The following is a 25302-nucleotide window of genomic DNA, read 5'->3' on the forward strand; positions in this document are numbered from 1 at the left end:
ATCAAAATCTGCATAATAAACATCTTTATCAATATCAGGTTTCTTTTTATCTGCAGCTGTTGCAGCTCCAAAAGTTACAATTGCTTTATCACCTCTAAAGTATTTTAAACCAAAAGCAAAGCTTTCATTTTTAACTTCTTCAGTTTGATAGTTTGTTATGCCAAGGCGACCAATAACGGCATCAACTGCAGCTTTTAAATTATAAAAACTTACCGGCGAGGCTTTATGGTTCCATTGCTCAGATTGATTAGAACCTGACAACACAATTAATAACCTTGGGCGCTCTACATATTTCTCATTTATCAAATGGTAGGTTTTACCAAATTCATAAAATTTAATATCAGCAGTTTTCCTGTTTAAATTATAAGCAACACTCTCCAGGGCAGGCAACAGCAATTCCTGGCGCATTACATTTAAATCTGAACTTAATGGATTTAAGATCTGTACTGCTTCTTCAGGCACTTTTGAATAAGCTCCCTTTGTTAATGAATTACACCAGATCTCTAAAAAGCCGTTAGCAGTTAACATATCAGCAATAACATGCTGTGTTTGCTCTTTATCTGGCTTAGTGCCATAAGATAGTGATGCATTTATTTTACTAGGAATCTCAATATTATTATAGCCATAAATCCTTAAAACCTCTTCAGTAACATCGCATTCGCGGGTTACATCAACTTTAAAGCTTGGCACTTTAAGCTCCAAACCTTCGGTGGTTTCTTTGGCCACTTCAATGCCTAATGCAGTAATTATATCTTTAATTTCTGCATCGGGAATATTAGCTCCAATTAATTTATTGATGTTCTGATAGCTAACTTCAACATCAAAAGGCTTTATAGGATTAGCGTAAACATCTGAAACCGACGAAGCGATTTCACCGCCTGCCAATTCCTGAATTAATAGCGCTGTACGTTTTAAAGCAAAAGTTGTTATTTCTGGATCAGCACCACGCTCATACCTGAACGAAGCATCTGTTTTTAAACCATGGCGTTTAGACGTTTTACGCACAGAAACAGAGTCGAAATAGGCACTTTCCAGGAATACATTTTTAGTGGCATCAGTTATTCCCGAGGTTTTGCCTCCAAAAACCCCTGCAATACACATAGGTTCTTCTGCATTACAGATCATCAAATCTTCAGCAGAAAGCTTACGCTCAACCCCATCAAGCGTTACAAAAGGTGTTCCTTCAGCACATTTCTTAACAAAAACTTTAGCACCTTTTATCTGATCAGCATCAAAAGCATGAAGTGGTAAACCCAGATCATGTAAAACATAATTGGTTATATCTACAATGTTATTGATGGGTCTGATACCTATTACTTTTAATTTATCCTGAAGCCAATCTGGAGAAGCTTTGACAGTAACTCCACTTATGGTAACACTGCTATAACGCGGACAAGCATTCGTATCTTCAACCTTAACTTCAATTTTAAGGTTTTCATTATTCGTTTTAAAGCCAGAAACGTCAGGCATCTGAATACTTTTACGCAAATAAGCAGCTAAATCTCTTGCTACACCTAAGTGCGAAGCAGCATCTGCCCTGTTAGGTGTTAAACCTATTTCAAAAAGATAATCATCTTCCAGCTTAAAATATTCTTTAGCAGAAATACCAATTGCAGTATCGGCTGGCAAAACAAGTATTCCGTCATGAGAAACGCCCAAACCAATCTCATCTTCTGCACAGATCATCCCTTCGGATACTTCTCCTCTTATTTTTGATTTGTTGATTTTAAAAGGCTCCCCTTCATTTGGGTAAACGGTAGTGCCAACAGTAGCAACCACAACCTTTTGGCCCTGAGCTACGTTTGGAGCACCACAAACAATTTGTAAAATATCTGGTCCGCCAACATCAACGGTTGTAACACGAAGACGGTCTGCATTAGGATGTTGTACGCAAGTTAACACATGACCTATAACCAATCCGGCTAAACCACCAGCAACAGGCTGCACGGTTTCTAAGCTTTCTACTTCCAGTCCAATATTTGTTAATATAAGAGAAAGTTCCTGAGGTGTTTTATCAGTTTGTATGAATTGTTTAAGCCAATTGTATGATATCTTCATTATCTGGTATCTAGTATGAAATACTGGGAAAACGCAAAGATAATATTTTAAAGGGGAATGCTAAAAGAGAAATGCCATTAATGCATACCTCCCAATCCCGATAACATAATGGCACATGCTCCTGCTCCTATTACTAATAAGATAACTGATAGAATAACCAATCTGAGACCCGGCTTTACAGGTTTGTTATTTGCTGTCGCTACAATCATCATGATAATACCAACTATAAATATGATGGCAACAGCTGCCCAATACAATAAAAGAAGAGCAATCATAATTACTGTATTAATTTAAAACGTTCGTTTAACTTTTCTCTGATATCATCGATTTTATTATCTCTGTAAAAAATATTCATTGTTTCAAATGGGATGATCTTCATTTTATCACTCACAATATGAACACATGATTTTTTTACTGCCCGTACATCAAAATCCAGAGGATCCATAAAGTTCATTATAATGATGCGAAACAGGTTATTATAATTCAAATGATCTGATTTTACTCTTGGCAAACAACACATAAGCTCTCCAAACTCTCCCTCTGCACAATCAACAGATATTCCTGTACTAAACAAATTCAGCAGATGCTCCTTCAGTTTCTCATCATGTTCAAAAACGATGGTGTTTTTTGAATTGTTCAGCAAATCTTCTGGATTAATTAAATGTGTCATAGGTATTACGTCATCCCCAATTTTTAACGCATAAGCCATACAAAGTGCATCAGGGTTACAAGGCACCGGAATCAGGTCCTGCGGGGTAAACAATGGGTACTGTTCATATATTTTCCTACGAACCTCTGTAAGCGTTATCCTTCCCTGCTGATCGTTATAATTGTCATTTCTGCCGGCAACCTGGGTTGGCTGAAATGTTACTCCACGCACGCATTTTTGTTTTAAAGCGTAATCTAGGATATCACCAATTTCATGGTCATTCAAGCCTTTTTGTAACGTTACCACCAATGTGGTCGAAACATTAAACTTATTTAAATTATCTATCGCCTTTTTCCTTACTTCTGTAAGGTCTTCTCCTCTTAACTTTGTTAAAACGGCTGCATTAAAACTGTCAAACTGAAGATAAATTTCAAAATCAGGCATATATGAGGCCAGCTTTTCAACAAAATTAATATCCTTTGCAATTCTAATTCCATTTGTATTTACCATTAGGTGTTTAATGGGCTTACTCTTTGCAAGATCAAGAATTTTAAAAAAGTCGGGATGCACAGTTGGCTCGCCTCCAGAAATCTGAACCACATCCGGCTCCCCTTCATTCGCCACTACCGTATCCATCATTTTATTGATTTCTTCAAGAGTTCTGTGCCTACCATAACTCGGAGAAGACATAGCATAACAGGTTGGGCAACTTAAATTACATCGGTCTGTTACTTCTATTATTGTTAAACACGAATGCTGTTCATGATCTGTACAGAGGCCACAATCATATGGGCAACCATAATGTACCTTGGTATTAAATTTCAAAGGCATCTCAGACTGTTTGTTGTAATTTCTGATCTGCTTGTAATACTCTACATCGTCGGCAATCACAACTTTACTATCGCCATGGGTTTTACAATGTTTTAGCATATAAACCTTCTCATCCTGAAAAACAATTTTTGCATCTATTAGTTCCAGACATTCCGGACACAGACTTTTTGTATAATCGTAATAGATATAATTTCTTATTTTCATTTGAGGATGCTATTTGAGATGCGAAGAATAAATTTGTAATAATAGTTGAATATAAACAATGAAATCCAATGGATCACACTTAAATCCAAAAACAATGGGTGATACGGTTTAATAAATTCTACCAGAAATCGATATAAAAAATATAAAACCATAAACAATTTAAAGTGATCGCCATTGATCAGCCTCTTTTTCAAAAAAATAAAGAATAGGAAAAGAAACACCATATAGATCATTTCATAGAGTGCCACTGGATGTCTTTTTAAACCATCACCCAGATCCATCCCCGTAAAAAAATGTGTTTCAACACCAAAAGTGGGCTCATCTATACCCATTAAAAAACAACCTATGCGCCCAATAAACAAGGCAACTATAATTGGTATTACATAAAGATCACCGGAGGCAATCTTTACGCCTATAATTTTTTTGATAAGCTCTACGCCAAACAACCCTCCAATAAAACCTCCTGCGATAGTTTTATTACTGAAGAATGCCAGCAAACTTAAATGTTTTATTGATTCCGGATCCTCAAGCGCAGCAATGACCCGGGAGCCAATAAGTGCACCAATCATTGCCCCCAGCATAATCCACAACCTGTTTTCATCAGAAATAGGATCAACTATCTTTTTCTTTAAGAAATAATAAACCCTAATGCCTATAAGAAAGGCTAGTGTTTCAAAAATATAATGCCAATGATATAACTCACCAAAAAGCTCAAAACGAACGGGAAAATTCATGTTTATCAGATTAACCCTTGATCTCCGAAGCTATAATATCCCTTATCTGCAAGAATAAGATGATCCAATACTTGTAAATCAAGCATCTTCCCTCCCTCTACCAGCTTCTTTGTAAGCTGTAAATCCTGACTGCTGGGCTTCAGATTTCCTGAAGGATGATTATGAGCAAGAATAATAAAAGCTGCGTTATGTTCAAGTGCAGTTTTAAAAATAATTTTTGGGTCTGCTACCGTACCTGCCAACCCACCTTTGCTAATAATCTGCTTTCCGATTACCCTATTTGCCGTATTTAAGATCAAGATCCAAAACTCTTCATGATTTAAGTCGGCAAAAACCGGCATCATTATTTCAAAGGMATCCTTTGATGATGCTATATGCACCACCTCTGTTGCTCCTGTATCCTTTCTCCTACGACCCAGTTCTAATGCGGCAACTATAGCTATTGCTTTTGCTTCTCCAATGCCTTTAAAGTTCGAAAGGCTTTTAACAGAAACTTTGCCTAGTGCATCCAGATCATTTCCATACTCGGCAAGTATTCGTTTGCTTAGATCAACAGCACTTTCATTTCTGTTTCCAGAACCAATTAAAATAGCTATAAGCTCGGCATCGGTTAAATGCCTGCGGCCGTTAAGTAATAGTTTTTCGCGAGGCCTATCTGCCTCTGCCCATAATTTTATCCCCAGTTTTGGTTGATATGGTTTCATTGGAACGCTTTTTTGAACATAAAAAAAGGGATATGCAATGCATATCCCTTTTACAATATTGTAAAGCTATGTTTATTTTAAGCTATTAACAAACTTAGTTAATTTAGATTTGTTGTTAGCTGCTTTATTTTTGTGAATAACGCTTTTTTTGGCTAAACGATCTAACATAGAAACTACTTTAGGAAGTAATTCTAGTCCTGTTTTTTTATCTTCAGCAGCACGCAGTCTTTTAATAAACGTACGAGTTGTTTTTGCTTGATATCTATTACGTAAACGTTTAGTTGCGTTTGCTCTAATTCTTTTTAATGAAGATTTATGATTTGCCATTTTTTGTTATTAAAATATTTTATGTTGAGACCAGCTCTTTTATTTCTTCTTATTTTTCGGACTGCAAATATAGAACTAATGTTTTTAAAATGCAAAATCAGAACATAAATATTTTTTTTAATCTTCTCCAACATAAATACTTGTATCATCAATATACCACATTAATACATGTTAGATATTAGATAAATCGAATTTAGAGCACCAATTGTTCGAAAAAAACACCTGTTTTGCGAAGTAATGTCGAACCAGCGTCGAACCAGCAACATTCTAACACAGTGCCGATCAATACCAACAGCTATATTTATCAATCAAAAAACCGAATTAAAAGCTTTCATTAAACGCTTAAAATGCTATTTTTGGACATAATGATAACATTACTACCTTTGAAAAAGAATAAATAGCCTCAATTTATATTGCCCCATGAAAAAACGTATAGCCATATTTGCCTCAGGGTCAGGATCTAACGCCCAAAAGCTAATGGAGCATTTTAAAAATAACCCTGAAGTAGAAATTGCATTGGTGCTTACCAACAACCCTGATGCCTACGTTCTACAGCGTGCAGACAATTTTGAAATCCCTTCTCATATTTTTGACAGACATGAATTTTATCAAACCGATAATATTATTGATCTGCTAAAAAATCTGGATGTGGATCTGATTGTATTAGCAGGATTTTTATGGCTAATCCCTAAAAATTTAATAAATGAATATCCGGGACGTATTGTAAACATACACCCTGCTATATTACCTAAGTTTGGCGGAAAAGGAATGTATGGAGATCATGTACATAATGCGGTACTGGCTGCCAAGGAAACTGAAGGTGGCATAACAATACATTATGTTGATGAAAATTACGATGAAGGAGAATATATTTATCAGGCAAAATACCGTATTGACAAAGACGATAATTTGGAAATGATTAAGTTTAAAGGCCAGCAATTAGAGCACCAGCATTATCCCCGTATCATAGATGGGATTATTAAAAAGATAAAAAAATAGTATATTTTTATTATTTAGGCATACTAATTTCTCGGTTAAAAAAACTAATTTTGCGGCTCAAAATTTTTCTCTAATGAGTCAATCGATAAAGATCAAAAACGCTTTAATTTCAGTTTATTACAAAGATGGTTTAGAGCCTTTAGTTCGCCTGCTGGCAAAACAAGGTGTTCAATTGTTTTCTACCGGAGGTACAGAACAATTTATTAAAGATTTAAATTTACCTGTTACCGCAGTTGAAGACCTTACGGGTTATCCTTCAATTTTAGGCGGAAGAGTTAAAACTTTACACCCTAAAGTTTTTGGTGGTATTTTAAACCGCAGAGCTTTAATTTCAGATCAGGAACAAATTTCTCAGTATGAGATTCCAGAAATAGATCTTGTTATTGTTGATTTATATCCTTTCGAAGAAACACTAAAAGCTGGTGGTTCTGAAGAAGAAATTATTGAAAAAATAGACATCGGTGGCATCTCACTGATCAGAGCAGCAGCTAAAAACTTTAATGATGTAGTAATCCTTGCTTCTAAAGATGATTATTCAACTTTACAGGAGCAACTGGAAAATCAGAATGGAGAGACTACTTTAGCTCAACGTAAAGCATACGCCAAAAAAGCATTCCATACTTCTTCTAACTACGACACTGCAATCTTCAATTATTTCAATATTGAAGAACCGCTTAACGTATTTAAACAAAGTATCAGCAAAGCACAAATCTTAAGATATGGCGAGAACCCACATCAGCAAGGTGTGTTTTATGGCGATTTAGATGCAATGTTCACTAAATTAAATGGCAAAGAGCTTTCTTACAACAACCTTGTTGACGTTGATGCTGCTGTTGCATTAATTGACGAATTTGAGGCGCCTACATTTGCTATTTTAAAACATACAAATGCTTGTGGCGTAGCTTCAAGAACAAATCTTTTAGATGCCTGGAACGTAGCTTTAGCTTGTGATCCGGTTTCTGCATTTGGTGGTGTATTAATTGCCAACAGAGAGATTGACCTTGCTACAGCAACAGAAATTAATAAATTGTTTTTTGAAGTATTAATTGCTCCTTCTTATCAGCCTGAAGCTGTTGAGCTTTTCCGTGCTAAAAAGAACAGGGTAATTTTACAGAGAAACGATGTAGAATTGAGCAAAAAACAATTTAAAACTTTGTTAAACGGAGTTATTGAGCAGGATAAGGATTTAGTTATCGAAGGTCCGGATCAAATGACCGCTGTAACAGAAAAAGCACCTACTGCCCAGGAATTAATTGATCTGCATTTTGCAAATAAAATTGTAAAGCATACAAAATCAAACACCATCGTATTTGTTAAAAACGATCAGCTATTATCTAGCGGTGTTGGTCAAACTTCAAGAGTTGATGCATTAAAACAAGCAATTGTAAAGGCAGAGGCTTTCGGTTTTGACTTAAAAGGCTCTGTAATGGCTTCAGATGCATTTTTTCCGTTCCCTGATTGTGTAGAAATTGCTGCTGAAGCAGGAATTACTGCAGTTTTACAGCCAGGTGGCTCTATTAAAGATGCTGATTCTGTAAATATGGCTAATGAAAAAGGTATAACGATGGTTACTACTGGCATCAGACATTTCAAACACTAACTTTATTTGTCTCTCAATACAATAAAAAGACGTAGTTTTACATTACTATAGTACACAGAATTTTTAATACTTAAATTATCACCTATAAATGGGTCTATTTAATTGGTTTACACAAGAAGTTGCTATCGATTTAGGTACGGCAAACACCTTGATTATACATAATGACAAAGTAGTAGTTGATGAACCTTCAATTGTTGCTTTTGACAGACAAACAAATAAAATTATAGCAATTGGCAGGCAGGCCATGCAAATGGAGGGTAAAACCCACGATAACATCAGAACAGTTAGACCACTTAAAGACGGTGTTATTGCTGATTTCAATGCTGCTGAAGCCATGATCAAAGGTATGATCCGCATGTTAAATGGCGGTAAAGGCTGGATGTTCCCTTCGTTAAGAATGGTAATCTGTATTCCCTCCGGTATTACTGAAGTTGAAAAACGTGCAGTAAGAGATTCAGCGGAAATTGCAGGTGCTAAAGAGGTTTATCTGATCCATGAGCCTATGGCTGCTGCAGTAGGTATAGGTATTGATGTGGAAGAACCAATGGGCAACATGATCATTGATATAGGTGGTGGTACAACTGAGATCGCGGTAATCGCTTTATCAGGTATTGTGTGTGATCAGTCTATCCGCGTTGCGGGAGATAACTTTGACTCTGATATTGTAAACTACATCCGTCGCCAGCACAACATTATGATTGGCGATCGTACTGCTGAAAAAATTAAAATTGAAGTTGGTGCTGCATTACCTGAATTACAGGATCCACCAGCTGATTTTGCGGTACAGGGAAGAGACTTGATGACTGGGGTTCCTAAACAGATCACCGTATCTTATACTGAGATTGCGCATTGCTTAGATAAATCAATTTCAAAAATCGAAGAGGCTATTCTTAAAGCTTTAGAGATTACTCCGCCAGAGCTTTCTGCTGATATTTACCAAACAGGTATTTATTTAACTGGTGGTGGTGCATTGCTTCGTGGTTTAGATAAACGTGTAGCTGCTAAAACGAAATTGCCTGTTCACGTTGCAGAAGATCCTCTTCGTGCAGTTGTACGTGGTACAGGTATCGCCTTAAAAAACATTGGCGGTTTCAAATTTTTAATGCAATAATTAAATGAAGATAAACTAAGGGCTTCCCTCTTATATTTAGAATATGCGTAACCTTTGGATTTTTATAAGCAGATATAACGCATTTTTCTTCTTCATCATTTTCTTTACTGTTGGAGTTGTTCTTACCGTAAGAAACAACTCCTACCAACGAAGTGTAACCATTAACTCGACAAATAAAGTTGTTGGTGATGTGTACAACAACCTTAATGTATTAAAAAAATACATTAACCTGGGTTCTGTAAATGATAGCCTGGCAGTAGAGAATGCGAAACTGAAGACGGAGATACTTGCCCTTAAAAATATAGACACGGCTAAGGATGTTGTAGTAAAAGACACGGCCGGAGTACCTCAATACACTTATCTTTCGGCCAGGGTTATTAAAAACTCCATTACCAACCGGAATAACTTTATCACTATTAATCGTGGCAAAGCCGATGGCATGGAAACTAATATGCCTGTCATTTCGCCAGGAAGGGGCGTTGTAGGCTTTGTACAGGATGTTTCTGAGCACTTAGCTACTGTACGTTCGCTACTACATAAGGACACGCACATTAGCGTGAGCCTAAAGAGAAACAATGCGGTAGGATCGTTAGTATGGGGCGACAGAAATTCCGATTACAGAAAGGCCTATATTAAAGATATTCCTAATCACTTTAAAGTAAATCTAAAGGATACGGTAGTTACATCGGGGTTCTCATTTTTTCCTTCGGGCATTCCTGTGGGCACAGTTAGTAACACTGGCATATCCACCGGAGATAACTTCATGACCATTGAAATCAATCTGTTCAATGATTTTAGTACCTTACAATACGTTTACGTCATTAAAAATAAACTAGCAAAGGAACAAACAGAATTAGAAGCGAAATTACCCAATGAGCAGTAGATTAGTATTAACAAACGTAGTCAGGTGGTTTATACTACTTTTATTTCAAATCCTTTTACTAAGGAATTTGAGTTTCTACAATATGGCAACTCCTTTTGTTTACATATTGTTTTTGCTATTGCTTCCATTTGGAATTCCCAACCTGTTACTTTACTTAATCGCCTTTGTTACCGGTTTAACTCTTGATGCATTTTATGATACATTGGGTGTTCATACCGCAGCTTGTGTAACTTTAGTTTTTGTAAGGATACTGTTTATTTCTGTAACGGTAAGCAGGGATGGCTTTGATGAACCGGAACCTACTCTGGGAAATATGGGCATTAAATGGTTTCTTCTATATGCTTTTTTATGCACTTTTGCACATCACATTGTGCTGTTCTTTTTAGAAACATTTAGATTAACTGAATTTTCATACACGCTACTAAAGTGTCTTTTAAGTGGAATTTTCACACTGTTTCTTGTTACCTTGATCGAGTTTATATTTTATAACAGAAAGGTACGCTAATGGATAATCTGTTTAACCGAAAATATATTGTACAAGGATTATTCATTGTTGTTTCATTGATATTATTAGGTACACTTTTTTATATACAAGTATTTAGCGACAAATATTTCCTTTCTGCAGAGAGTAATGTGTTGAGGAAGCTTTACACTTTTCCGGCCCGTGGGGTTATTTTAGATAGAAACGAAAAGATTCTTGTACAGAATGAGCCGGTATACGATTTAATGGTTATACCTAACGACGTAAAAGAATTTGATACGCTTGCTCTTTGTGGCATTATTGGTATTGATACCATAAAATTCAAAAAGAATTTTAAGAAAGCTTTAAACCAGTCGAGATACCAACCTAGCATATTTGAAAAACAACTTTCCGTAAGTATTTATCAATCGCTGTCAGAAAAACTATATCGTTTCCCTGGTTTTTTTGTACAAAGCAGAACGATAAGACAGTATCCCGATAGCATAGCCGGTCACTTTTTAGGGTATATAAAAGAAGTAAGCCCTACCGATATTGAAAGATCTGAAGGCTATTACAGACCTGGAGATTACATAGGAAAAACAGGTGTAGAGAAAGCTTATGAAACTGCGCTAAGAGGTGAACGGGGTGTAGTAAATATGCTTTATGATGCGCACAATGTACCAAAGGGTAGTTATGCGGAAGGGAAATTCGATACTTCGGCGGTTTCAGGAGAGCAATTGATATCTTCTCTGGATGTAAGAATCCAGAAACTAGGTGAAGAATTACTGAAAAATAAGGTAGGCAGTATAGTAGCAATAGAACCTGCTACTGGCGAAATCCTCGCTTTTGTAAGTAGTCCGGGTTATGATCCGAATTTAATGGTTGGCCGCCAACAGGGCAATAATTATATGGATTTACTTAAAAATCCAAACCGTGTGCTTAACATTCGTCCTATACAAGGTTATTATTCGCCAGGATCTTCTTTTAAGCCTTTAGATGCGCTGATTGGGCTACAGGAAGGCGTTATTGATGAGAACACCACATTTAATTGCCCGGGCTATTTCCGTGTTGGAAACCACACTACTAAATGTGAGCACGTTGACGGAAATATTGCATTGCGAAGAGGTCTTGCCAGATCATGTAATACTTATGCATGTTATGTATTTCAGAAACTATTAACACAGAAAAAATTTAATAGGAATCAGCAAGTAGCATATGATTACTGGCAAAAGAAAGTAAAGCTCTGGGGCCTTGGCGATACCCTTGGTATAGATTTACCGGGAGAGCGTAAAGGAAGGCTATACGACGCATCTTATTATTCAAAAAAGTACAGCAAGTATTGGGGCTATTCAACTGTAATTTCGTTAGCCATTGGGCAAGGCGAGATGGATGCAACCCCTTTACAGATGGCAAATATTATGGCGGCCATTGCTAATAAAGGTTATTATATAAAGCCTCACCTGGTTAAATCTATCGGAAAAGATCATGTGATTAGAAAGGAATATCTAAAGAAAAACTATGTTGGTGTTGATGCAGCACACTTCGGGCCTGTAATTGATGGAATGCAGGAAGCAGTAAATTCGCCGTGGGGTACTGCTTTGGCTTCGAGAATAGATGGAATTATAATGTGTGGAAAAACAGGTACTGTACAAAATCCACGTGGCAAAAACCACTCCGTATTTATTGGCTTTGCCCCCAGAGATAATCCAAAAATTGCCATCGCAGTTATTGTAGAAAATGCTGGCTACGGGGGCACTTATGCGGCGCCAATTGCAAGTTATATTACAGAGAAGTATCTTAAAGATAGTATACCTCCAAACAGAAGAGGTGGAGTAGAATGGATGAAAAAACAAGTTATTCTTCCTGCGCTACCAAAACCAAAAGTGAAAACCAAAGCAGCCCTTATTGATTCTGCTAAAAAAGCGGATTCACTTAAAAAAAGCATTAATGCTGTTGAACCAAAAAAAGTGATAGATAAAAAAAATGACTAATCAGCAAAGCAACAGATTCTTCTTCAATGTAGATTGGATTACTATCCTAATTTACATTGCTTTGTGTGCGGTTGGTTACGTAAATATTTATGCTTCAGTACATAACACGACTGACACCTCTGTGTTTAATTTTGGCAGCAATTACGGAAAACAATTGATCTATGTTATTGCGGGTCTGGTGTTGGGTTTTTCAATTTTGCTATTGGATGCCAAGTTCTTTAGCGTCTTCTCGCCTATTGTATACGGTGTTACAGTACTACTACTCATTATTGTTTTGGTGGTTGGTAGAAATGTCGGTGGTAACCAGGCCTGGATATCACTAGGTGGTGGGTTTCGATTGCAACCCTCTGAGTTTGCGAAGTTTGGTACGGCTCTATTGCTCGCCCGGTATATTAGCAGCTTCAGTCCTAAATTCAGAGATTTAAAATCTATAGCTTTTGCGGGATTGATTATGGGCATTCCTCTTGTGCTTATCATGCTTCAGCCTGATGCTGGATCGGCTCTTGTATTTTTGGCTTTCATGTTTCCAATGTACAGAGAAGGTTTATCTGGTTACTTTTTGCTGATCTTTTTAGGAATGATTGTGTTATTTGTGGCCGACTTCCTTGTTCCATTAAAAGTATTAATTCCTACTATTCTGCTTATTGGAGGTTTCTTTGTTTATCAAAACAAGCGAAAACAGAAGGTTATGTTTTCTGCAATTCTTGTAACAATAATAGCAATTGCTTATTTATTTGTGGTAAAACTAGCCTACGAGAAGGTTTTGAAACCGCATCAACGTACAAGGATAGAGCTGATATTAGGATTAAAGATAGACCCAAAGGGTGTTGGTTATAATGTGATACAATCTAAAATAGCTATCGGTTCGGGCCAACTTACAGGTCGTGGTTTTTTACAGGGGACCCAAACTAAATATGGTTATGTTCCAGCTCAGAGTACTGACTTCATTTTCTCTACAATTGGAGAAGAATGGGGTTTTGTAGGTTGCTTTGTAGTGATTGGATTGTTCTTATTCCTCTTACTTCGCTTAATTAACCTTGCAGAGCGACAGCGATCTACATTCTCCAGAGTATATGGTTATTGTGTTGCCAGTATCCTGTTCTTCCACGTATTCATAAATATTGGTATGGCCATAGGCATTGTGCCTGTAATTGGCATACCCCTACCTTTTATCAGTTATGGAGGATCATCGCTTTGGAGTTTTACAATATTGTTGTTTATATTCCTTAAGCTGGACTCAAACAGAATGGGCTTTATCTAAGCCTATGAAAAACGCTGACTTAGCAATTCGTAAAATTTATCTACAGTAGTCTGTTTTGAAGCCCAGTTGTTCTTCTCTGCATAGTTATTTTTTAGGAACGTATCTGCAGTCTTTAAATCAGGCATTTTATTGATCAGGTCGATGGCTTCGGAATAAGCAAGATTATAGCCATTAAACAAATCCTTAATGTATAATAGTTTTTCATTAAGAGTTATTCCTTTTTTAAGATCTGTTATTGTGGGCTTGTTGCTTTCCAAATTCAAATTAACAGAGCTATTATTGTTCTTGCCTGCCAGAATATCGTTTAAGGTAGGCCTTACATTACTTACAGGCTCTTGTTGTATTGGTTCTGGTGTAGTTTCATTTACAAAAGCTTTGGCTGGCTCAGGGGCTTTAAAAACAACAGGTTCAGGAGTAGGTATTGGAGCAGGTTCTAGCGCTTCTGGTTCTTCCTGTACTTGAACGACTGGTTCTTCTTTATAAACAACGGGTTCCTGAATTGGTTCTGGTTCCTCGTCAATTGTTGCTTCTTCAATTCCGCTAGTCACAAGAGCAGGTTCCTGAGTTACTTTTTCAGTCGGCTGCTGATCAGTTGTTTCAAACTGCGACTTGCTTTCCATTAACCTCTGCTTTTCAGCAATAATGCGTTCTTCTTCTTTACTTAATGGCCTGTCAAAAATACTATCAACAGATTTTTCTTCGAAGTCAAACTTATCAGTTGATGAATTATCATTTAAAATAAATTCAAAAGACGGAACGTGGTTCTTAACTTCTTCCACTTCCCGAACATTCTCTGGTTCTTGAGAAATTAAAGGCTCTTCCTTTTCTACAACACTGTCTAAAGTATGTTCAGGTATTTCCTTTACAGGCTTATTGTTATTTAACTTCTTTACAATTTGAACATGATCCGACAAAAAATTGGCATTTGCCATAAACAGTTCCAGTTCTAACTCATTCAATTGCTCTGGATTATGAGCTAAAAACTCGTACTGATCTTGAAGTTCGTTTAGTATTTGTCCTATTTTTTTGAAAATATCACCTTGGTTCATCATAATTTAATAACGGAAGAATTGACTTTTTATGTTGGTAACTTGCCATTCAAAAGTACTACAAAATTCTGATATTAGCAGGCTATAAGTACTACAATACGATGTTATTCAGCGAACAAAATTACAGAAGAGGAGAGTTTTGCGGTAGCATAGAGGTAATTTGCGGCTCTATGTTTTCGGGCAAAACAGAAGAATTATTAAGGAGATTAAGAAGGGCTCAAATTGCTCAGCTGAATGTTGAAATCTTTAAACCTAAAACAGATACCAGATATGACGAAAATGCAGTGGTGTCTCACGATTTAAATTCAATTCAATCAACACCGGTAGAAACATCATCTTCAATACTACTTTTAGATGCCAATACTCAGGTTGTCGGTATTGATGAGGCTCAGTTTTTCGATGAAGACCTGCCTGACGTATGCAACAAACTTGCTCAAAAAGGAATAAGGGTTATTGTAGCCGGGTTAGATATGGATTTTCTTGGTAAACCTTTCGGTCCCATACCAGCGCTAATGGCTATTGCAGAATTGGTAACAAAGGTAAATGCAGTTTGTGTTCGTTGTGGTAGTCCGGCGATGTACTCTTTCCGTAAAGTTGCTAGCGAATCGAAAATATTATTAGGCGAAAAGGACAGTTATGAGCCTCGTTGCAGACGGTGCTATCATTTGGCCGATAACGTTATCCTGAATTAAAAAGCATAAAGTGATTACAAAGCTAGGCCAGGGGACAATTTTTACATCGTTTTCCTCTAAGGTATTTCTCACAGCAGTCTTTTTTCTTTTTATCCTTTTTTTCCTGCTTAGAGTGTTTGTTCTTTTTATGTTTCTTTGACATGGCCTATATTATCAATAAACAAAAAAAGGTACATACTGTTTCATCAGTATGTACCTTAAAATACCAGGGTAAACTGGCTAAATTAGATTAAGCCTCGCTTTCGTATTTAATCTGGCCAACGTGTTTGTCAATCTGCCATCTTCCAGTTCCTTCTTCTCCGATTACATCAAACAATTCAAGGGCACGACGAGCTTTATATTCTTCTTCTCTTTGTTCTCTAAAGAACCAGTTTAAGAACTCAAGAGTTACATAATCCTGTTCTTTATGGCAACGAGCTGCAATGCTTTTAATAGATTGGGTTACGCTAATTTCCTGATCCAAAGCTTCTTCAAAAACCTCACGGAAAGAGTTATATTCAATTTTGATATTTGTGATGTCAGGAGAAATTGCTGTACCTCCCATATCTAAAACATATTTATAGAATTTAAGCTGATGGGCTCTTTCTTCTTCGGCTTGCTTGAAAAAATAATCAGATGAAAAGTCGTATCCATTGCGATTACACCATGAAGCCATAGAAAGATAAATAGCTGATGAGTGGGCTTCTTTTTTTATTTGCTGGTTAATAAGTGTCTCTACATCTGATGAGAGTAAGCACTTTGCGCGAATGATATCTTTCATAATTACTATCGTTTAAATGATATTATAACATCAAAAATAATGCAATAAATTAAGAATAGATAATATTAGAGTAATATGGAAAGATTCTAATTCTAAGTTAATCAGGCAACTATACGATGCAAACGATCGAATATGATGTGATTAAGCTCTAACATTACAAATGTACCTTGTAATAGCTCTTTTAAAGCAATAATTTCCAGGATAGAAAGTACATAGCAATGATCGCAAGCGCAGATAAAAATGATTTCAAGATCTGGTGCTTTGGTGCTATTTAAAAGCAAATTTTCTATATCGATCTGATAAACTGCTTTTTTAAGTTTAAGTAAGTTACGATAATCGAAACGAGCAAGTTTACCGGCAAAATCTATATACCAGCAGTTCTCACTGTCTGATTGATAGATGGCACCTTTGTTAGTATTAAATACTTCTGTAAAATTGATTGAAGGTAGTATAACTAAATCCTGCATGTTCACATTTAAACTCTTGATATTGCAAAGGTTACTATTATTTAGAATTAATCCAAATCGTTTGGTAATTTATTTTAAAAAAATTAAATGATTGGTATTCTGAGCGCCTGGCATTAAAGAGATGAAACCATCATAAGAAGACTTTCTAAAGCTACTACTTACGATGGTTTCTTATTCAGATTTGGCTTGTGTCTCGGTTAATTCAAAGAAAGCATGATTTGCTTATAAAAAGATTTACACAATTGTCTAAATATTAAGCGATTTTGACATAACCAATTTGCGTCTTAAGGCTTATCCCACCATAATCGCCCAGTTAAATCATCGGTACCATTAAATTGTCGCTGGATCGCTTCAGAATAATGTGCTTTGTTGTTAGATGATTCTTCTGTTGGATACGCCTGCCTTCTAGGAATTGCTTTAGCTGGATTACCTACGGGTGAGCTCAGTTCAGGATAACCAGTCCTTCTCCACTCAGCCCATGCTTCAAAGCCGTTCATAAATAAATGAACCCAACGCTGGTAGGCAATTTGTTTAAGGCCATTTGCAGGATTATATTGAATTTCGGCATGTGCTTTCATTTTTGCCAGACCACTAATATCATCATTGTTCCATTGCCTAACGGACTGTTCAATTCCCATGTCGTAATTTGTTTTAGCTTCGACATCTGCCCCTGGAATCCAGTTCATTTTTGCAGCTTCAGCTTTAGCAAAAAGAGCCTGCGCAAAAGTAACCAGGTAAACCGGGGCGTCCTGTTTACGAATAGCTAACCCCAGTAACGAGGGGTCCTTTTTATCAACGCCCTCTACAAGTCCAAACTCTAACCCTGTATAGTCTCCGACTTTATTGGCATCCCCATAAACCTTGAGTCTTGGGTCGTCAAGTGGTTTTATATAATCTACCAATGGTTTGCTTAAAGCCCACCACTTACGGTTTTGGTTTGAAATCTGATCATACCAATAGTTTTCATTAGCCGCATTCGCCAAATGTTTGTAGACAAGATTATCTTCATTAGACTCCATAATACCCGCAGCTAAAGCCTTATTGAATTCCACTTTTCCTGTATTCGGATCTATCTTTGAAAGTCTGAGTGCTATTAATAAATGAAGGGTATTTCCCAGCTTTTTCCATCGCTCCATGTTTCCGTTATAAACAATATCGTTTGAGATATCACCTGCAACAATTTGTGAATTTGCTTCATCCAGTAACTTAAAGAGACTATTATAAATTGACTGTTGTGTATCATAAGCGGGGGTATAATTATTTTTTCCCTTTAAAGCCTCACTAAATGGAACATCTCCCCATCTATCTGTTATATGCCAGAAAAAATAAGCTTTTAAGATCTTGGCAACCGCAAGCTGGTTACTTATGGGCCCCTCTGATGGCACTAAAGATGGAGAAGTTAGAACCGATTCCAGGTTCTGCAACGGGCCTGTATACAGCGTATAAAAGCTGAAGTTAACATTATTATAAAGAGAGAGATCGGGATATAATGCTTCTGACAGAAATTGAGCATAATACTCTCCCTGAGGGGATGAGCTCAAAGTAGGCAAACTAAGCTCTGAGTTTGCTATTAATTGGGTACCAGAGGCAACCGTTGGATTATTTGTATCTCTGTTTATGGATTCGTCGAATTTATTACAACCAGAAAACAAGAACACGGTTGCCGCTACGAATAATACTGATTTATTTATCTTTTTCATGACTGCCTATGTTAAAAGTTAATATTCAAGTTAAGGCCATATGAACGAACTGTGTTCAGTCCTCCCGTTTCAAGCCAGCTGATGGATGAACTTCCACTTGATAGTTCTGATGGGTCCAGTCCTTTTGGTGCTTTTTGCCATATCATAACAGGATTACGTGCAATAAAAGCAAGCTTAAGTGATCGGAAAGGCAGTTTAGAAAACATTTTTTTGTCAAACGTATATCCTATACTTAATTCTCTTAATTTAATATATGAGGCATCATATAGATACTCTTCATACACATTTGTTCCTAGAGTGTTTCTGTAGTAGGCCCTTGCCTCAACATAAGGACTGGCTTCCTGTCCACTAACATCAGTGCCATTTATTACAGTGCCTGGAGCATACACGCCATTAATCTTTATCCCTCCACCCTCAGCTACAGCATCACGAATATTATGTCCCTTGTCATTCATAGCAGCAGTCTCTTCCGCCTGTCCTGATTTTTGGGCAAGCATTTTGGACCAGCTAAAGAATCGGCCTCCTTTTTGGAAATCAATCATCGCCGCTATACTAAATTTCCAGAGGTTAAATGTATTTAGAAATCCGCCAGTGTATTGAGGTAGCACTGTTCCAAAATTATGAGTAGCGGGTGTGTAAAGTGGCATATTATTAGCTCCTAGCAGAATTTTACCAGTTGCAGGATCACGCTGGTAGGCCTGCCCGATAAGGCTTCCGTACGAGCCCAGTTCATAAGAATTAAGGAACACTGACTTACCGGCATAGGTATTTGAGCTAATTGGATAAACCTTTGAATCAGTACCCAACTTTTTAATCAGGTTTTTACTATGTGCAAAGTTAAAAGCAGCATCCCATGAGAAATTTTGAGATCTTATCGGTGACCCATTTAAGGTGAGTTCAACCCCTTTGTTTTCTATCTCACCTGCATTAATTATAGTAGTATTAAATCCAGTTGTACCCGAAACTTTTAACTCAATAATCTGATCCTTATTTTGCTGTTTATACAACGTAAAGTCAACTCCTAAACGATTATTCAAAAACTTCAAATCAAGACCGGCTTCATAAGAATGAGCAAATGATGGTTTTAATTCAGGATTTTTAATATCATCAGGGACATAAATAGTATTTATAGTCCCTAGAGGACCATCATATATACCACCAATTCCATATACAAATGACGTTCTATAAGGACTAACATTTGATCCGGCAATTGCATAACTAAGTCGTACTTTTCCATATGAAAGCGGTTTCCATTTTAACAATTCGCCGAAGACCATGCTACCCGAAACCGATGGATAGTAGTAAGAATTATTCTTTTTAGGCAAGGTGGATGTATTATCATTTCTGATTGATGCATCTAAATAATAGATGTTTTTATATCCAAAAGATGCCATTGCATACAAGCTTCGTATCTGTTGCCTAAGTAGGTACGACGTAACAGTAGGCCTATCCTTTGAGGCCGCAATATTATAAAAGTCGGGACTAATTAAACCCCCTTCTGTTTTTTCAAGTAAATAGTTATACTTACGGGTATAAATATTAGAACCAATATTGGCAGCTAATGAAAAGTCATCCCAGCTCTTATTATACTGACCAAGAAATTCATAATTCATTTCTTTGTTCTGGTATTTGCCAGTAGAGAATGAACTTAAATAACGACCACCTACGGCAGACCGCTCCTCAATATTCTGAATATAGCTATCAGTTCTGACAAAGCCGCTTAATTTCAATTCAGGCAAAACCTGATAAGTTAAACCAATATCACCAAATATGCGATCTCTATCATCATTATTTAGGTTCTCATTCGCTTCAAAATACGGATTATTCCAGTATAAAGGCTGGTAGCTATCTAACGAACCATCGGAATTAGGCACATCCAAGTTCCAGTGCAGAAACGTGCCGTCAGCGTATTTATAGTCTTTCAAACGTTTCATATCTATATTCCGTTGAAACCACTGCACAAAGTTTCTTGACCCTCCATCATATCCTTGTGAAGGTCTTTGACCTTTATTACCTGCGTAATTTATGTTAGCAGATGCCGTAAGCTTAGTTGTTACATCAAGGGAAGCATTTAGTCCTAGATTGTTTCTTCTAAGCCAGGTATTTGGTTCAATTCCATTTATATTTCCATTGGTATAACTTAGCCTGAATGTTGAATTTTCTCCACCTCCGGAAACAGATATGCTATTCACCGCATTGTTTCCTGTTTCAAAAAAATCCTTAATATTATTAGGATGAGGAACAAACGGAGTTTCCTGTCCGTATGTAGGATCCTGAGGATAGAAACTGAATACTTGCCTAACTGGTGTACCATCCATTTTTGGGCCCCAGCTCTCATCATAATCCATCTGAACATATTTCTGGCCATTATCAAGCGTATTCCAGGTTTGTTTAGAACCTGCCCCATATAAATTTTGCATTGGCATCAGATTCCCAACCTTTTCAATTGAAAATGCAGAACTAAATTGAACATCGACTTTTTTAGGTCCTTTTGCTCCCTTTTTTGTAGTGATCATTATAACGCCATATTGCCCGCGTAACCCATAAAGCGCTGATGCTGCTGGCCCTTTTAATACGTTCACTGATTCAATATCGTCAGGATTTATATCCTGAGCAACGTTTCCATAATCAGCACCGGTATAACTTCCATCACTACCTGAAGCACCTCCCCCACCATTAGAGAAATTACTGTTAGATATCGGTGTTCCATCAACCACTATTAAGGGTTGATCTGAGCCTGCAAGGGAATTAACCCCACGGATTTTAATCTTTTGGGTACCCCCCATGCTGGCTCCTGATGACCCTACAACTTGCACTCCTGCAATTTTACCGGCAAGGGAACCAATTACATTCTGCTCTTTGGTAAGCGTTAGGTTATCACCTTTTACCTCCTGAGTGGAATAACCAAGAGAGCGCTCACTTCGTTTAATACCCAGAGCAGTTACTACCACTTCTGATAATGACTCAGAGTCTTGCATCAATGAGATATTGATTTCGGTACGACCATCAATAGCTACTTCCTGACTAATAAACCCAAGGTATTTTACAACAAGAGTTGTGGCATTTGCAGGGACTGAAATACTATAAGAACCGTTGGATTGGGTTGAGGTGCCAGTTGAAGCACCTTTAACGAGCACGCTTGCGCCCGGAATTCCTGTTCCGTTACTTGCATCCATTACCTTACCCCTGATAACTTGCTGGGCAAAACTATAAAATGCGAGAAAAAAGGAACAGGAAAAAATTAGGGAAAATTTCTTCATGTCGGTTAGTTTTTAGGTTTGTTAGAGAAAAATACTAAAAAAAATGAAGAAAATGCGACTAACCTGATCAACTCAGATCAAAACAGGGTTAATCTTTATTAAAATACATCACAAATTGATTGTAGCTATCAATTTTATTACAATCTGGAAGCCATTATCTCACTGATCTTTCCATTTACCTTAACTTTTACCCTTTTTGGATGGTTTGAGCTGATGCGATAACTGATAATCTTACCCTCTTTCCAACTCATATCAACTGTAAAATTTCCTCTTGCTCTTAGACCTTTAATCGATCCGTAAGCCTTCCAGGCATCAGGCACAGCGGGCAAAAGATCAATAAAGCCGTCATGACTTTGTATTAGCATCTCTGCGATTCCTGCTGTTGCGCCAAAGTTTCCATCAATTTGAAAAGGAGGACCTGCCGAAAGCATATTAGGATAAACACCACCACCTGCACCGTAGTTGATATCAGTTCTCAAGGTGGGTTTTAAAATCTCTTTAAACAGCTTAAATGCGCGATTCCCATCATGTAGTCTGGCCCAGAACAATAGTTTATAAGCAATGGTCCAGCTAGGGCCATCATCGCCTCTTACTTCAAGTGTTTTTTTTGCTGCCTCAGCAAGATCTGGGGTTGAAAGAGGTGTAATTAATGACGCTGGGTATAAACCATATAAATGTGATATATGACGGTGCTGTAAATCTGTTTCTTTATAATCTTCTATCCATTCCTGAATTCTTCCATCCTTACTGATTACCCCTGCCGGAGGAACAGATTTCAGTTTTTCCTGCAGTTCGTTTCTAAACTCTGCGTCTACATTTAAAAGCTTTGAGGCTGTAATTACATTAGTAAACAATTCTCTTACAATCTGATTATCAATGGTAGGTCCCATGGATATACTTGCCGTTTTACCATTTGGAAGATAGAACGTGTTTTCGGGCGATACCGATGGCGAGGTTACTGACCAACCAGTTTTTGGGTCTTTTATCAATACACTTTTATAGAATTTAGCAGAGCCTTTTAAAACCGGGTAAATACTTTTTAAATAATTAACATCCTGGCTAAAAGCATAGTGATCCCACAAATTATTACACAACCAGCCTGATCCCGCATTTGTTGCCCCCCATGAGGCACTCTCTCCTGGCTCTGTAAAGCCCCACACGTTGGTAATAACGTGGGCAATCCAGCCATCGGCATTGTAATATGCCTTTGCGGTTTTCTCTCCTGGTTTTACAAGACTCTTAACCAATTCTGCCAGTGGCAAATTCAATTCTGAAAGGTTTGATACTTCAACCGGCCAGTGGTTCATTTGCACATTCACATCTAAATGGTAATCGCCATTCCATGGTGTATTGATTTGGTTTGCCCATAACCCCTGAAGGTTTGGGGGAAGCAAGCCTACTCTGGTACTGCTTATACTTAAATACCGACCAAATTGAAAAAATAAGACAGGTAAAGATTTATCATCTGCAAAGTTCTTATAAAAGAGGTCTAACCTTTTATTAGTGGGAAACTTAGCTGATTTTCCCTGTCCCAAATCTATATTTACTCTTTTAAAAAGCTTGGCATAATTTAAGATATGTTTCCCTTTTTGGAGTTCATAAGGAGTTTTTAAAGCAGCAGATAACAATTGCTTTGTTTTCTCTTTAAATGCAAATCCTTTAAAATCTGTTGCAGCAGAAACGTAAATAACTAATTCTGTTGCATTTTTTACAATAAGAACATTCCGATCTACTGTAACCTTTCCCCCCTTCAACTTTGTATTTACCCTGGCCTGATATTGCATCCCCTTGCCATCAGTCCCATTATCAAGTTGACCATACATTTGCAATTCAGTTCCCTCGGTTTTTACTACTGATTTTTCTGATCTGCTAATAGAGATTTTGCAATTTAATTTTCCGGGTTTATCAGCTGTTATTTTGATCACATCAATATCCCCACTAAAGCTTGTAAAATACTCTCTTCTATAGTTTACTCCATCTACTTTATAGCTGCAGTTGGCTATCGCTTTATCCAGAGATAATTCTCTGTGATATGCTTCAGGAGTTATTTCGTCAGGCTTTAGGTTTCCGTAGTTAAAGTCAATTTCGAGATTTCCGAGCACCTGGTATTTGCCCCATTTTTCGCCTCCAGAACCCAGTCCTTTACAAACAAAATCTTTATTTACAAGATCCTGGGCTTCATCGTTTTTTCCTTGAAGTATCAACTCTCGTATCTTCGGCAAACTTTTGTAAGCTTCGTAATTATTAGCATCCTGAGGACCACCCGACCAAAGTGTAATGTCATTTAATACAATCTTCTCTTTCGATATCCCGCCGTCTGGAGTCATACCTAATCTTCCATTACCTAGAGGCAAAGTTTCTTCCCATATTTGTGCAGGTTTGTCGTACCATAAATTTAATGGCTTTTGTTGCGCGCTAACTTTTAAAGTAGCATAGGCTGTTAAAAAAAATAGCGAAAATAGTCTTCTAGTCATTCGGTTTGTTATACTTGGTTGCTATATGAAGGTAAAAGTAGCTGGTCTTGATTTCTTTTAAAATGTACAAACTTTAAAAAAGAATGGATTAAACTATCTTATCTCTGTTGAAAAAGTTAAGGATTAAACAAAAATAGACGACAGACACAAATAAAAAAATAGCAAAAACATTCATCGACATGAACTATTCACTTATCAATAGCATTATCATATCTTAAGAATACACTAATAAAATACTATTGCTAGACTAAGAATGATCAATCCCATCAAATAGCAAACCCAAATAAGAAGAATAATCCCTATACTTGTTAGATACATGACACATGAACGAGAAAAAAATACAAGATGGATTTGAGGGAGAAAAATACATCAGTATCCCAGCCTCTGCGTGGAAAAGTGTAATTAAGGGTAATCGCGTAATGAATCAACTATATGTTACCTATATCGGTTATTTCCCAAAAGCGGCTTACCATTATAGAGAAAGACCCGAGGGCTGTACCGATAATATACTGATCTATTGTACCAGAGGAAAAGGATGGTTCATCATCAATGACAAGCGCTTAGATGTTGGTCCGAATGAGTTTATTATTGTACCAGCTACAAAAGTAGCCATGAGTTATGGAGCAGACATAAATGATCCATGGACAATTTATTGGGTACATTTTAGTGGGAAGGACATCGATACTTTTAACAAGGAATTTAACATTAATCTTTATGATGGTGCACAGCAAATTTTATTGAATGAAAAGGGCATCCAAATTTGGGAATCCATGTACCAAAATTTAGAACTTGGTTATAGCAAAGAAAATCTAACAAATACAAATTTATGCATGTATCATCTTCTGGCTACTTTTCTTTATCCCGAAAAGCATAGTAGCGTTAAAGTTCAGGATGAAAAGAATATGATTAAGGAAACTGTGGCGTACATGAAGAGCAATTTAAGTGAGAGACTTACGGTCGAAGATCTTGCGAGTAAAAACAACTTGTCTACCTCACATTTTTCAAAAATGTTTAAAAAGTCTACAGGTATGTCTCCAATGGATTACCTGATTCACCTGAAATTGCAAAGGGCATGTGTACTCCTATAC

The 25302-nt window shown here is 37.0% G+C and carries 21 protein-coding genes; 9 read left to right on the forward strand and 12 right to left on the reverse strand.

Going from position 1 to position 25302, the window contains the following annotated elements; genetic code table 11:
• From pheT to rpsT, 6 genes are all read right to left on the reverse strand, one after another.
• A partial coding sequence (gene pheT, locus AC1DDX_RS03450; RefSeq protein ID WP_477621774.1) for a phenylalanine--tRNA ligase subunit beta occupies positions 1–2058 on the reverse strand: 2058 nt, incomplete at its 3' end.
• Between the two features lie 77 nt (positions 2059–2135).
• Positions 2136–2333 carry a hypothetical protein gene (locus tag AC1DDX_RS03455; RefSeq protein ID WP_048907319.1) on the reverse strand — a complete coding sequence of 66 codons (198 nt, stop codon included), beginning with the start codon at positions 2331–2333 and terminating at the stop codon, positions 2136–2138.
• A 2-nt stretch (positions 2334–2335) separates the two neighbouring features.
• Positions 2336–3742 (reverse strand): radical SAM protein, encoded by a 1407-nt coding sequence (locus tag AC1DDX_RS03460; RefSeq protein WP_172661242.1) that lies wholly within the window; start codon positions 3740–3742, stop codon positions 2336–2338.
• Positions 3739–4476 (reverse strand): prolipoprotein diacylglyceryl transferase, encoded by a 738-nt coding sequence (locus tag AC1DDX_RS03465; protein WP_288882239.1) that lies wholly within the window; start codon positions 4474–4476, stop codon positions 3739–3741. The genes AC1DDX_RS03460 and AC1DDX_RS03465 overlap by 4 nt, the downstream gene beginning before the upstream one ends.
• 5 nt (positions 4477–4481) lie before the next feature.
• Positions 4482–5180 carry a RadC family protein gene (radC, locus tag AC1DDX_RS03470; protein WP_477621775.1) on the reverse strand — a complete coding sequence of 233 codons (699 nt, stop codon included), beginning with the start codon at positions 5178–5180 and terminating at the stop codon, positions 4482–4484.
• A gap of 72 nt (positions 5181–5252) precedes the next feature.
• Positions 5253–5507, reverse strand: a complete 255-nt coding sequence (gene rpsT / locus AC1DDX_RS03475; RefSeq protein WP_048907321.1) for a 30S ribosomal protein S20 — start codon at positions 5505–5507, stop codon at positions 5253–5255.
• A 420-nt stretch (positions 5508–5927) separates the two neighbouring features.
• Between rpsT and purN the strand changes: the two genes are divergently transcribed.
• The 7 genes from purN to rodA all read left to right on the forward strand — a co-directional run bounded on the left by purN (position 5928) and on the right by rodA (position 13812).
• Positions 5928–6506 (forward strand): phosphoribosylglycinamide formyltransferase, encoded by a 579-nt coding sequence (purN, locus tag AC1DDX_RS03480; RefSeq protein WP_172661245.1) that lies wholly within the window; start codon positions 5928–5930, stop codon positions 6504–6506.
• 73 nt (positions 6507–6579) lie between these two features.
• The gene (gene purH / locus AC1DDX_RS03485; protein WP_288882238.1) at positions 6580–8106 is read left to right on the forward strand and encodes a bifunctional phosphoribosylaminoimidazolecarboxamide formyltransferase/IMP cyclohydrolase; all 1527 of its coding nucleotides are present in this window, start codon (positions 6580–6582) and stop codon (positions 8104–8106) included.
• An 88-nt stretch (positions 8107–8194) separates the two neighbouring features.
• Positions 8195–9217, forward strand: a complete 1023-nt coding sequence (locus AC1DDX_RS03490) for a rod shape-determining protein (protein ID WP_048907325.1) — start codon at positions 8195–8197, stop codon at positions 9215–9217.
• Positions 9218–9260: 43 nt separating this feature from the next.
• Positions 9261–10100, forward strand: coding sequence for a rod shape-determining protein MreC (gene mreC / locus AC1DDX_RS03495; RefSeq protein ID WP_172661247.1), 840 nt, complete (start codon positions 9261–9263; stop codon positions 10098–10100).
• Positions 10090–10605: a rod shape-determining protein MreD gene (locus tag AC1DDX_RS03500; RefSeq protein WP_172661248.1), complete on the forward strand. Its 516-nt coding sequence runs from the start codon at positions 10090–10092 to the stop codon at positions 10603–10605. Before mreC ends, AC1DDX_RS03500 begins: the two co-directional genes overlap by 11 nt.
• A complete protein-coding gene (gene mrdA, locus AC1DDX_RS03505; protein ID WP_172661249.1) occupies positions 10605–12551 on the forward strand; it encodes a penicillin-binding protein 2 in 1947 nt (648 codons plus the stop codon). Before AC1DDX_RS03500 ends, mrdA begins: the two co-directional genes overlap by 1 nt.
• Positions 12544–13812, forward strand: coding sequence for a rod shape-determining protein RodA (gene rodA, locus AC1DDX_RS03510; protein WP_172661250.1), 1269 nt, complete (start codon positions 12544–12546; stop codon positions 13810–13812). Before mrdA ends, rodA begins: the two co-directional genes overlap by 8 nt.
• Positions 13813–13814: 2 nt before the next feature.
• Here the strand turns inward: rodA and AC1DDX_RS03515 are convergent, their stop codons facing one another.
• On the reverse strand, positions 13815–14864 hold the full coding sequence (locus AC1DDX_RS03515; protein ID WP_288882234.1) for a hypothetical protein: 1050 nt from the start codon (positions 14862–14864) through the stop codon (positions 13815–13817).
• A 98-nt stretch (positions 14865–14962) separates the two neighbouring features.
• Here AC1DDX_RS03515 and AC1DDX_RS03520 point away from each other — a divergent pair, with 98 nt between their 5' ends.
• The gene (locus AC1DDX_RS03520) at positions 14963–15553 is read left to right on the forward strand and encodes a thymidine kinase (RefSeq protein ID WP_048907331.1); all 591 of its coding nucleotides are present in this window, start codon (positions 14963–14965) and stop codon (positions 15551–15553) included.
• A gap of 229 nt (positions 15554–15782) precedes the next feature.
• On the opposite strand, the gene AC1DDX_RS03525 is transcribed toward AC1DDX_RS03520, so the two are convergent.
• The 5 genes from AC1DDX_RS03525 to AC1DDX_RS03545 form a co-directional block, all read right to left on the reverse strand.
• Entirely contained in the window at positions 15783–16313 is a 531-nt protein-coding gene (locus tag AC1DDX_RS03525; protein WP_172661252.1) for a ferritin, read from the reverse strand.
• A gap of 101 nt (positions 16314–16414) precedes the next feature.
• On the reverse strand, positions 16415–16780 hold the full coding sequence (locus AC1DDX_RS03530; protein ID WP_048907333.1) for a hypothetical protein: 366 nt from the start codon (positions 16778–16780) through the stop codon (positions 16415–16417).
• Between the two features lie 284 nt (positions 16781–17064).
• Complete coding sequence (locus AC1DDX_RS03535; RefSeq protein ID WP_288882230.1) at positions 17065–18480, reverse strand: SusD/RagB family nutrient-binding outer membrane lipoprotein; 1416 nt, start codon at positions 18478–18480, stop codon at positions 17065–17067.
• 11 nt (positions 18481–18491) lie between these two features.
• Positions 18492–21740: a SusC/RagA family TonB-linked outer membrane protein gene (locus tag AC1DDX_RS03540; protein ID WP_172661254.1), complete on the reverse strand. Its 3249-nt coding sequence runs from the start codon at positions 21738–21740 to the stop codon at positions 18492–18494.
• A gap of 137 nt (positions 21741–21877) precedes the next feature.
• The gene (locus tag AC1DDX_RS03545) at positions 21878–24214 is read right to left on the reverse strand and encodes a glycoside hydrolase family 95 protein (RefSeq protein WP_288882227.1); all 2337 of its coding nucleotides are present in this window, start codon (positions 24212–24214) and stop codon (positions 21878–21880) included.
• Between the two features lie 323 nt (positions 24215–24537).
• Here AC1DDX_RS03545 and AC1DDX_RS03550 point away from each other — a divergent pair.
• A partial coding sequence (locus AC1DDX_RS03550) for an AraC family transcriptional regulator (protein ID WP_477621776.1) occupies positions 24538–25302 on the forward strand: 765 nt, incomplete at its 3' end.

The sequence above is a fragment of the Pedobacter sp. 10L46_2 genome (assembly GCF_056395165.1).

Excerpts from the sequence above, each read along its gene's own strand:
- AC1DDX_RS03530 (WP_048907333.1), bottom strand. The coding sequence starts at position 16,780 with ATGCAGGATTTAGTTATACTACCTTCAATCAATTTTACAGAAGTATTT.
- AC1DDX_RS03500 (WP_172661248.1), top strand. The coding sequence starts at position 10,090 with ATGAGCAGTAGATTAGTATTAACAAACGTAGTCAGGTGGTTTATACTA.
- purH (WP_288882238.1), top strand. The coding sequence starts at position 6,580 with ATGAGTCAATCGATAAAGATCAAAAACGCTTTAATTTCAGTTTATTAC.
- AC1DDX_RS03490 (WP_048907325.1), top strand. The coding sequence starts at position 8,195 with ATGGGTCTATTTAATTGGTTTACACAAGAAGTTGCTATCGATTTAGGT.
- AC1DDX_RS03525 (WP_172661252.1), bottom strand. The coding sequence starts at position 16,313 with ATGAAAGATATCATTCGCGCAAAGTGCTTACTCTCATCAGATGTAGAG.
- AC1DDX_RS03535 (WP_288882230.1), bottom strand. The coding sequence starts at position 18,480 with ATGAAAAAGATAAATAAATCAGTATTATTCGTAGCGGCAACCGTGTTC.
- AC1DDX_RS03540 (WP_172661254.1), bottom strand. The coding sequence starts at position 21,740 with ATGAAGAAATTTTCCCTAATTTTTTCCTGTTCCTTTTTTCTCGCATTT.
- rodA (WP_172661250.1), top strand. The coding sequence starts at position 12,544 with ATGACTAATCAGCAAAGCAACAGATTCTTCTTCAATGTAGATTGGATT.
- purN (WP_172661245.1), top strand. The coding sequence starts at position 5,928 with ATGAAAAAACGTATAGCCATATTTGCCTCAGGGTCAGGATCTAACGCC.
- mreC (WP_172661247.1), top strand. The coding sequence starts at position 9,261 with ATGCGTAACCTTTGGATTTTTATAAGCAGATATAACGCATTTTTCTTC.
- AC1DDX_RS03515 (WP_288882234.1), bottom strand. The coding sequence starts at position 14,864 with ATGATGAACCAAGGTGATATTTTCAAAAAAATAGGACAAATACTAAAC.
- rpsT (WP_048907321.1), bottom strand. The coding sequence starts at position 5,507 with ATGGCAAATCATAAATCTTCATTAAAAAGAATTAGAGCAAACGCAACT.
- AC1DDX_RS03465 (WP_288882239.1), bottom strand. The coding sequence starts at position 4,476 with ATGAATTTTCCCGTTCGTTTTGAGCTTTTTGGTGAGTTATATCATTGG.
- AC1DDX_RS03545 (WP_288882227.1), bottom strand. The coding sequence starts at position 24,214 with ATGACTAGAAGACTATTTTCGCTATTTTTTTTAACAGCCTATGCTACT.
- AC1DDX_RS03520 (WP_048907331.1), top strand. The coding sequence starts at position 14,963 with ATGTTATTCAGCGAACAAAATTACAGAAGAGGAGAGTTTTGCGGTAGC.
- AC1DDX_RS03455 (WP_048907319.1), bottom strand. The coding sequence starts at position 2,333 with ATGATTGCTCTTCTTTTATTGTATTGGGCAGCTGTTGCCATCATATTT.
- AC1DDX_RS03460 (WP_172661242.1), bottom strand. The coding sequence starts at position 3,742 with ATGAAAATAAGAAATTATATCTATTACGATTATACAAAAAGTCTGTGT.
- mrdA (WP_172661249.1), top strand. The coding sequence starts at position 10,605 with ATGGATAATCTGTTTAACCGAAAATATATTGTACAAGGATTATTCATT.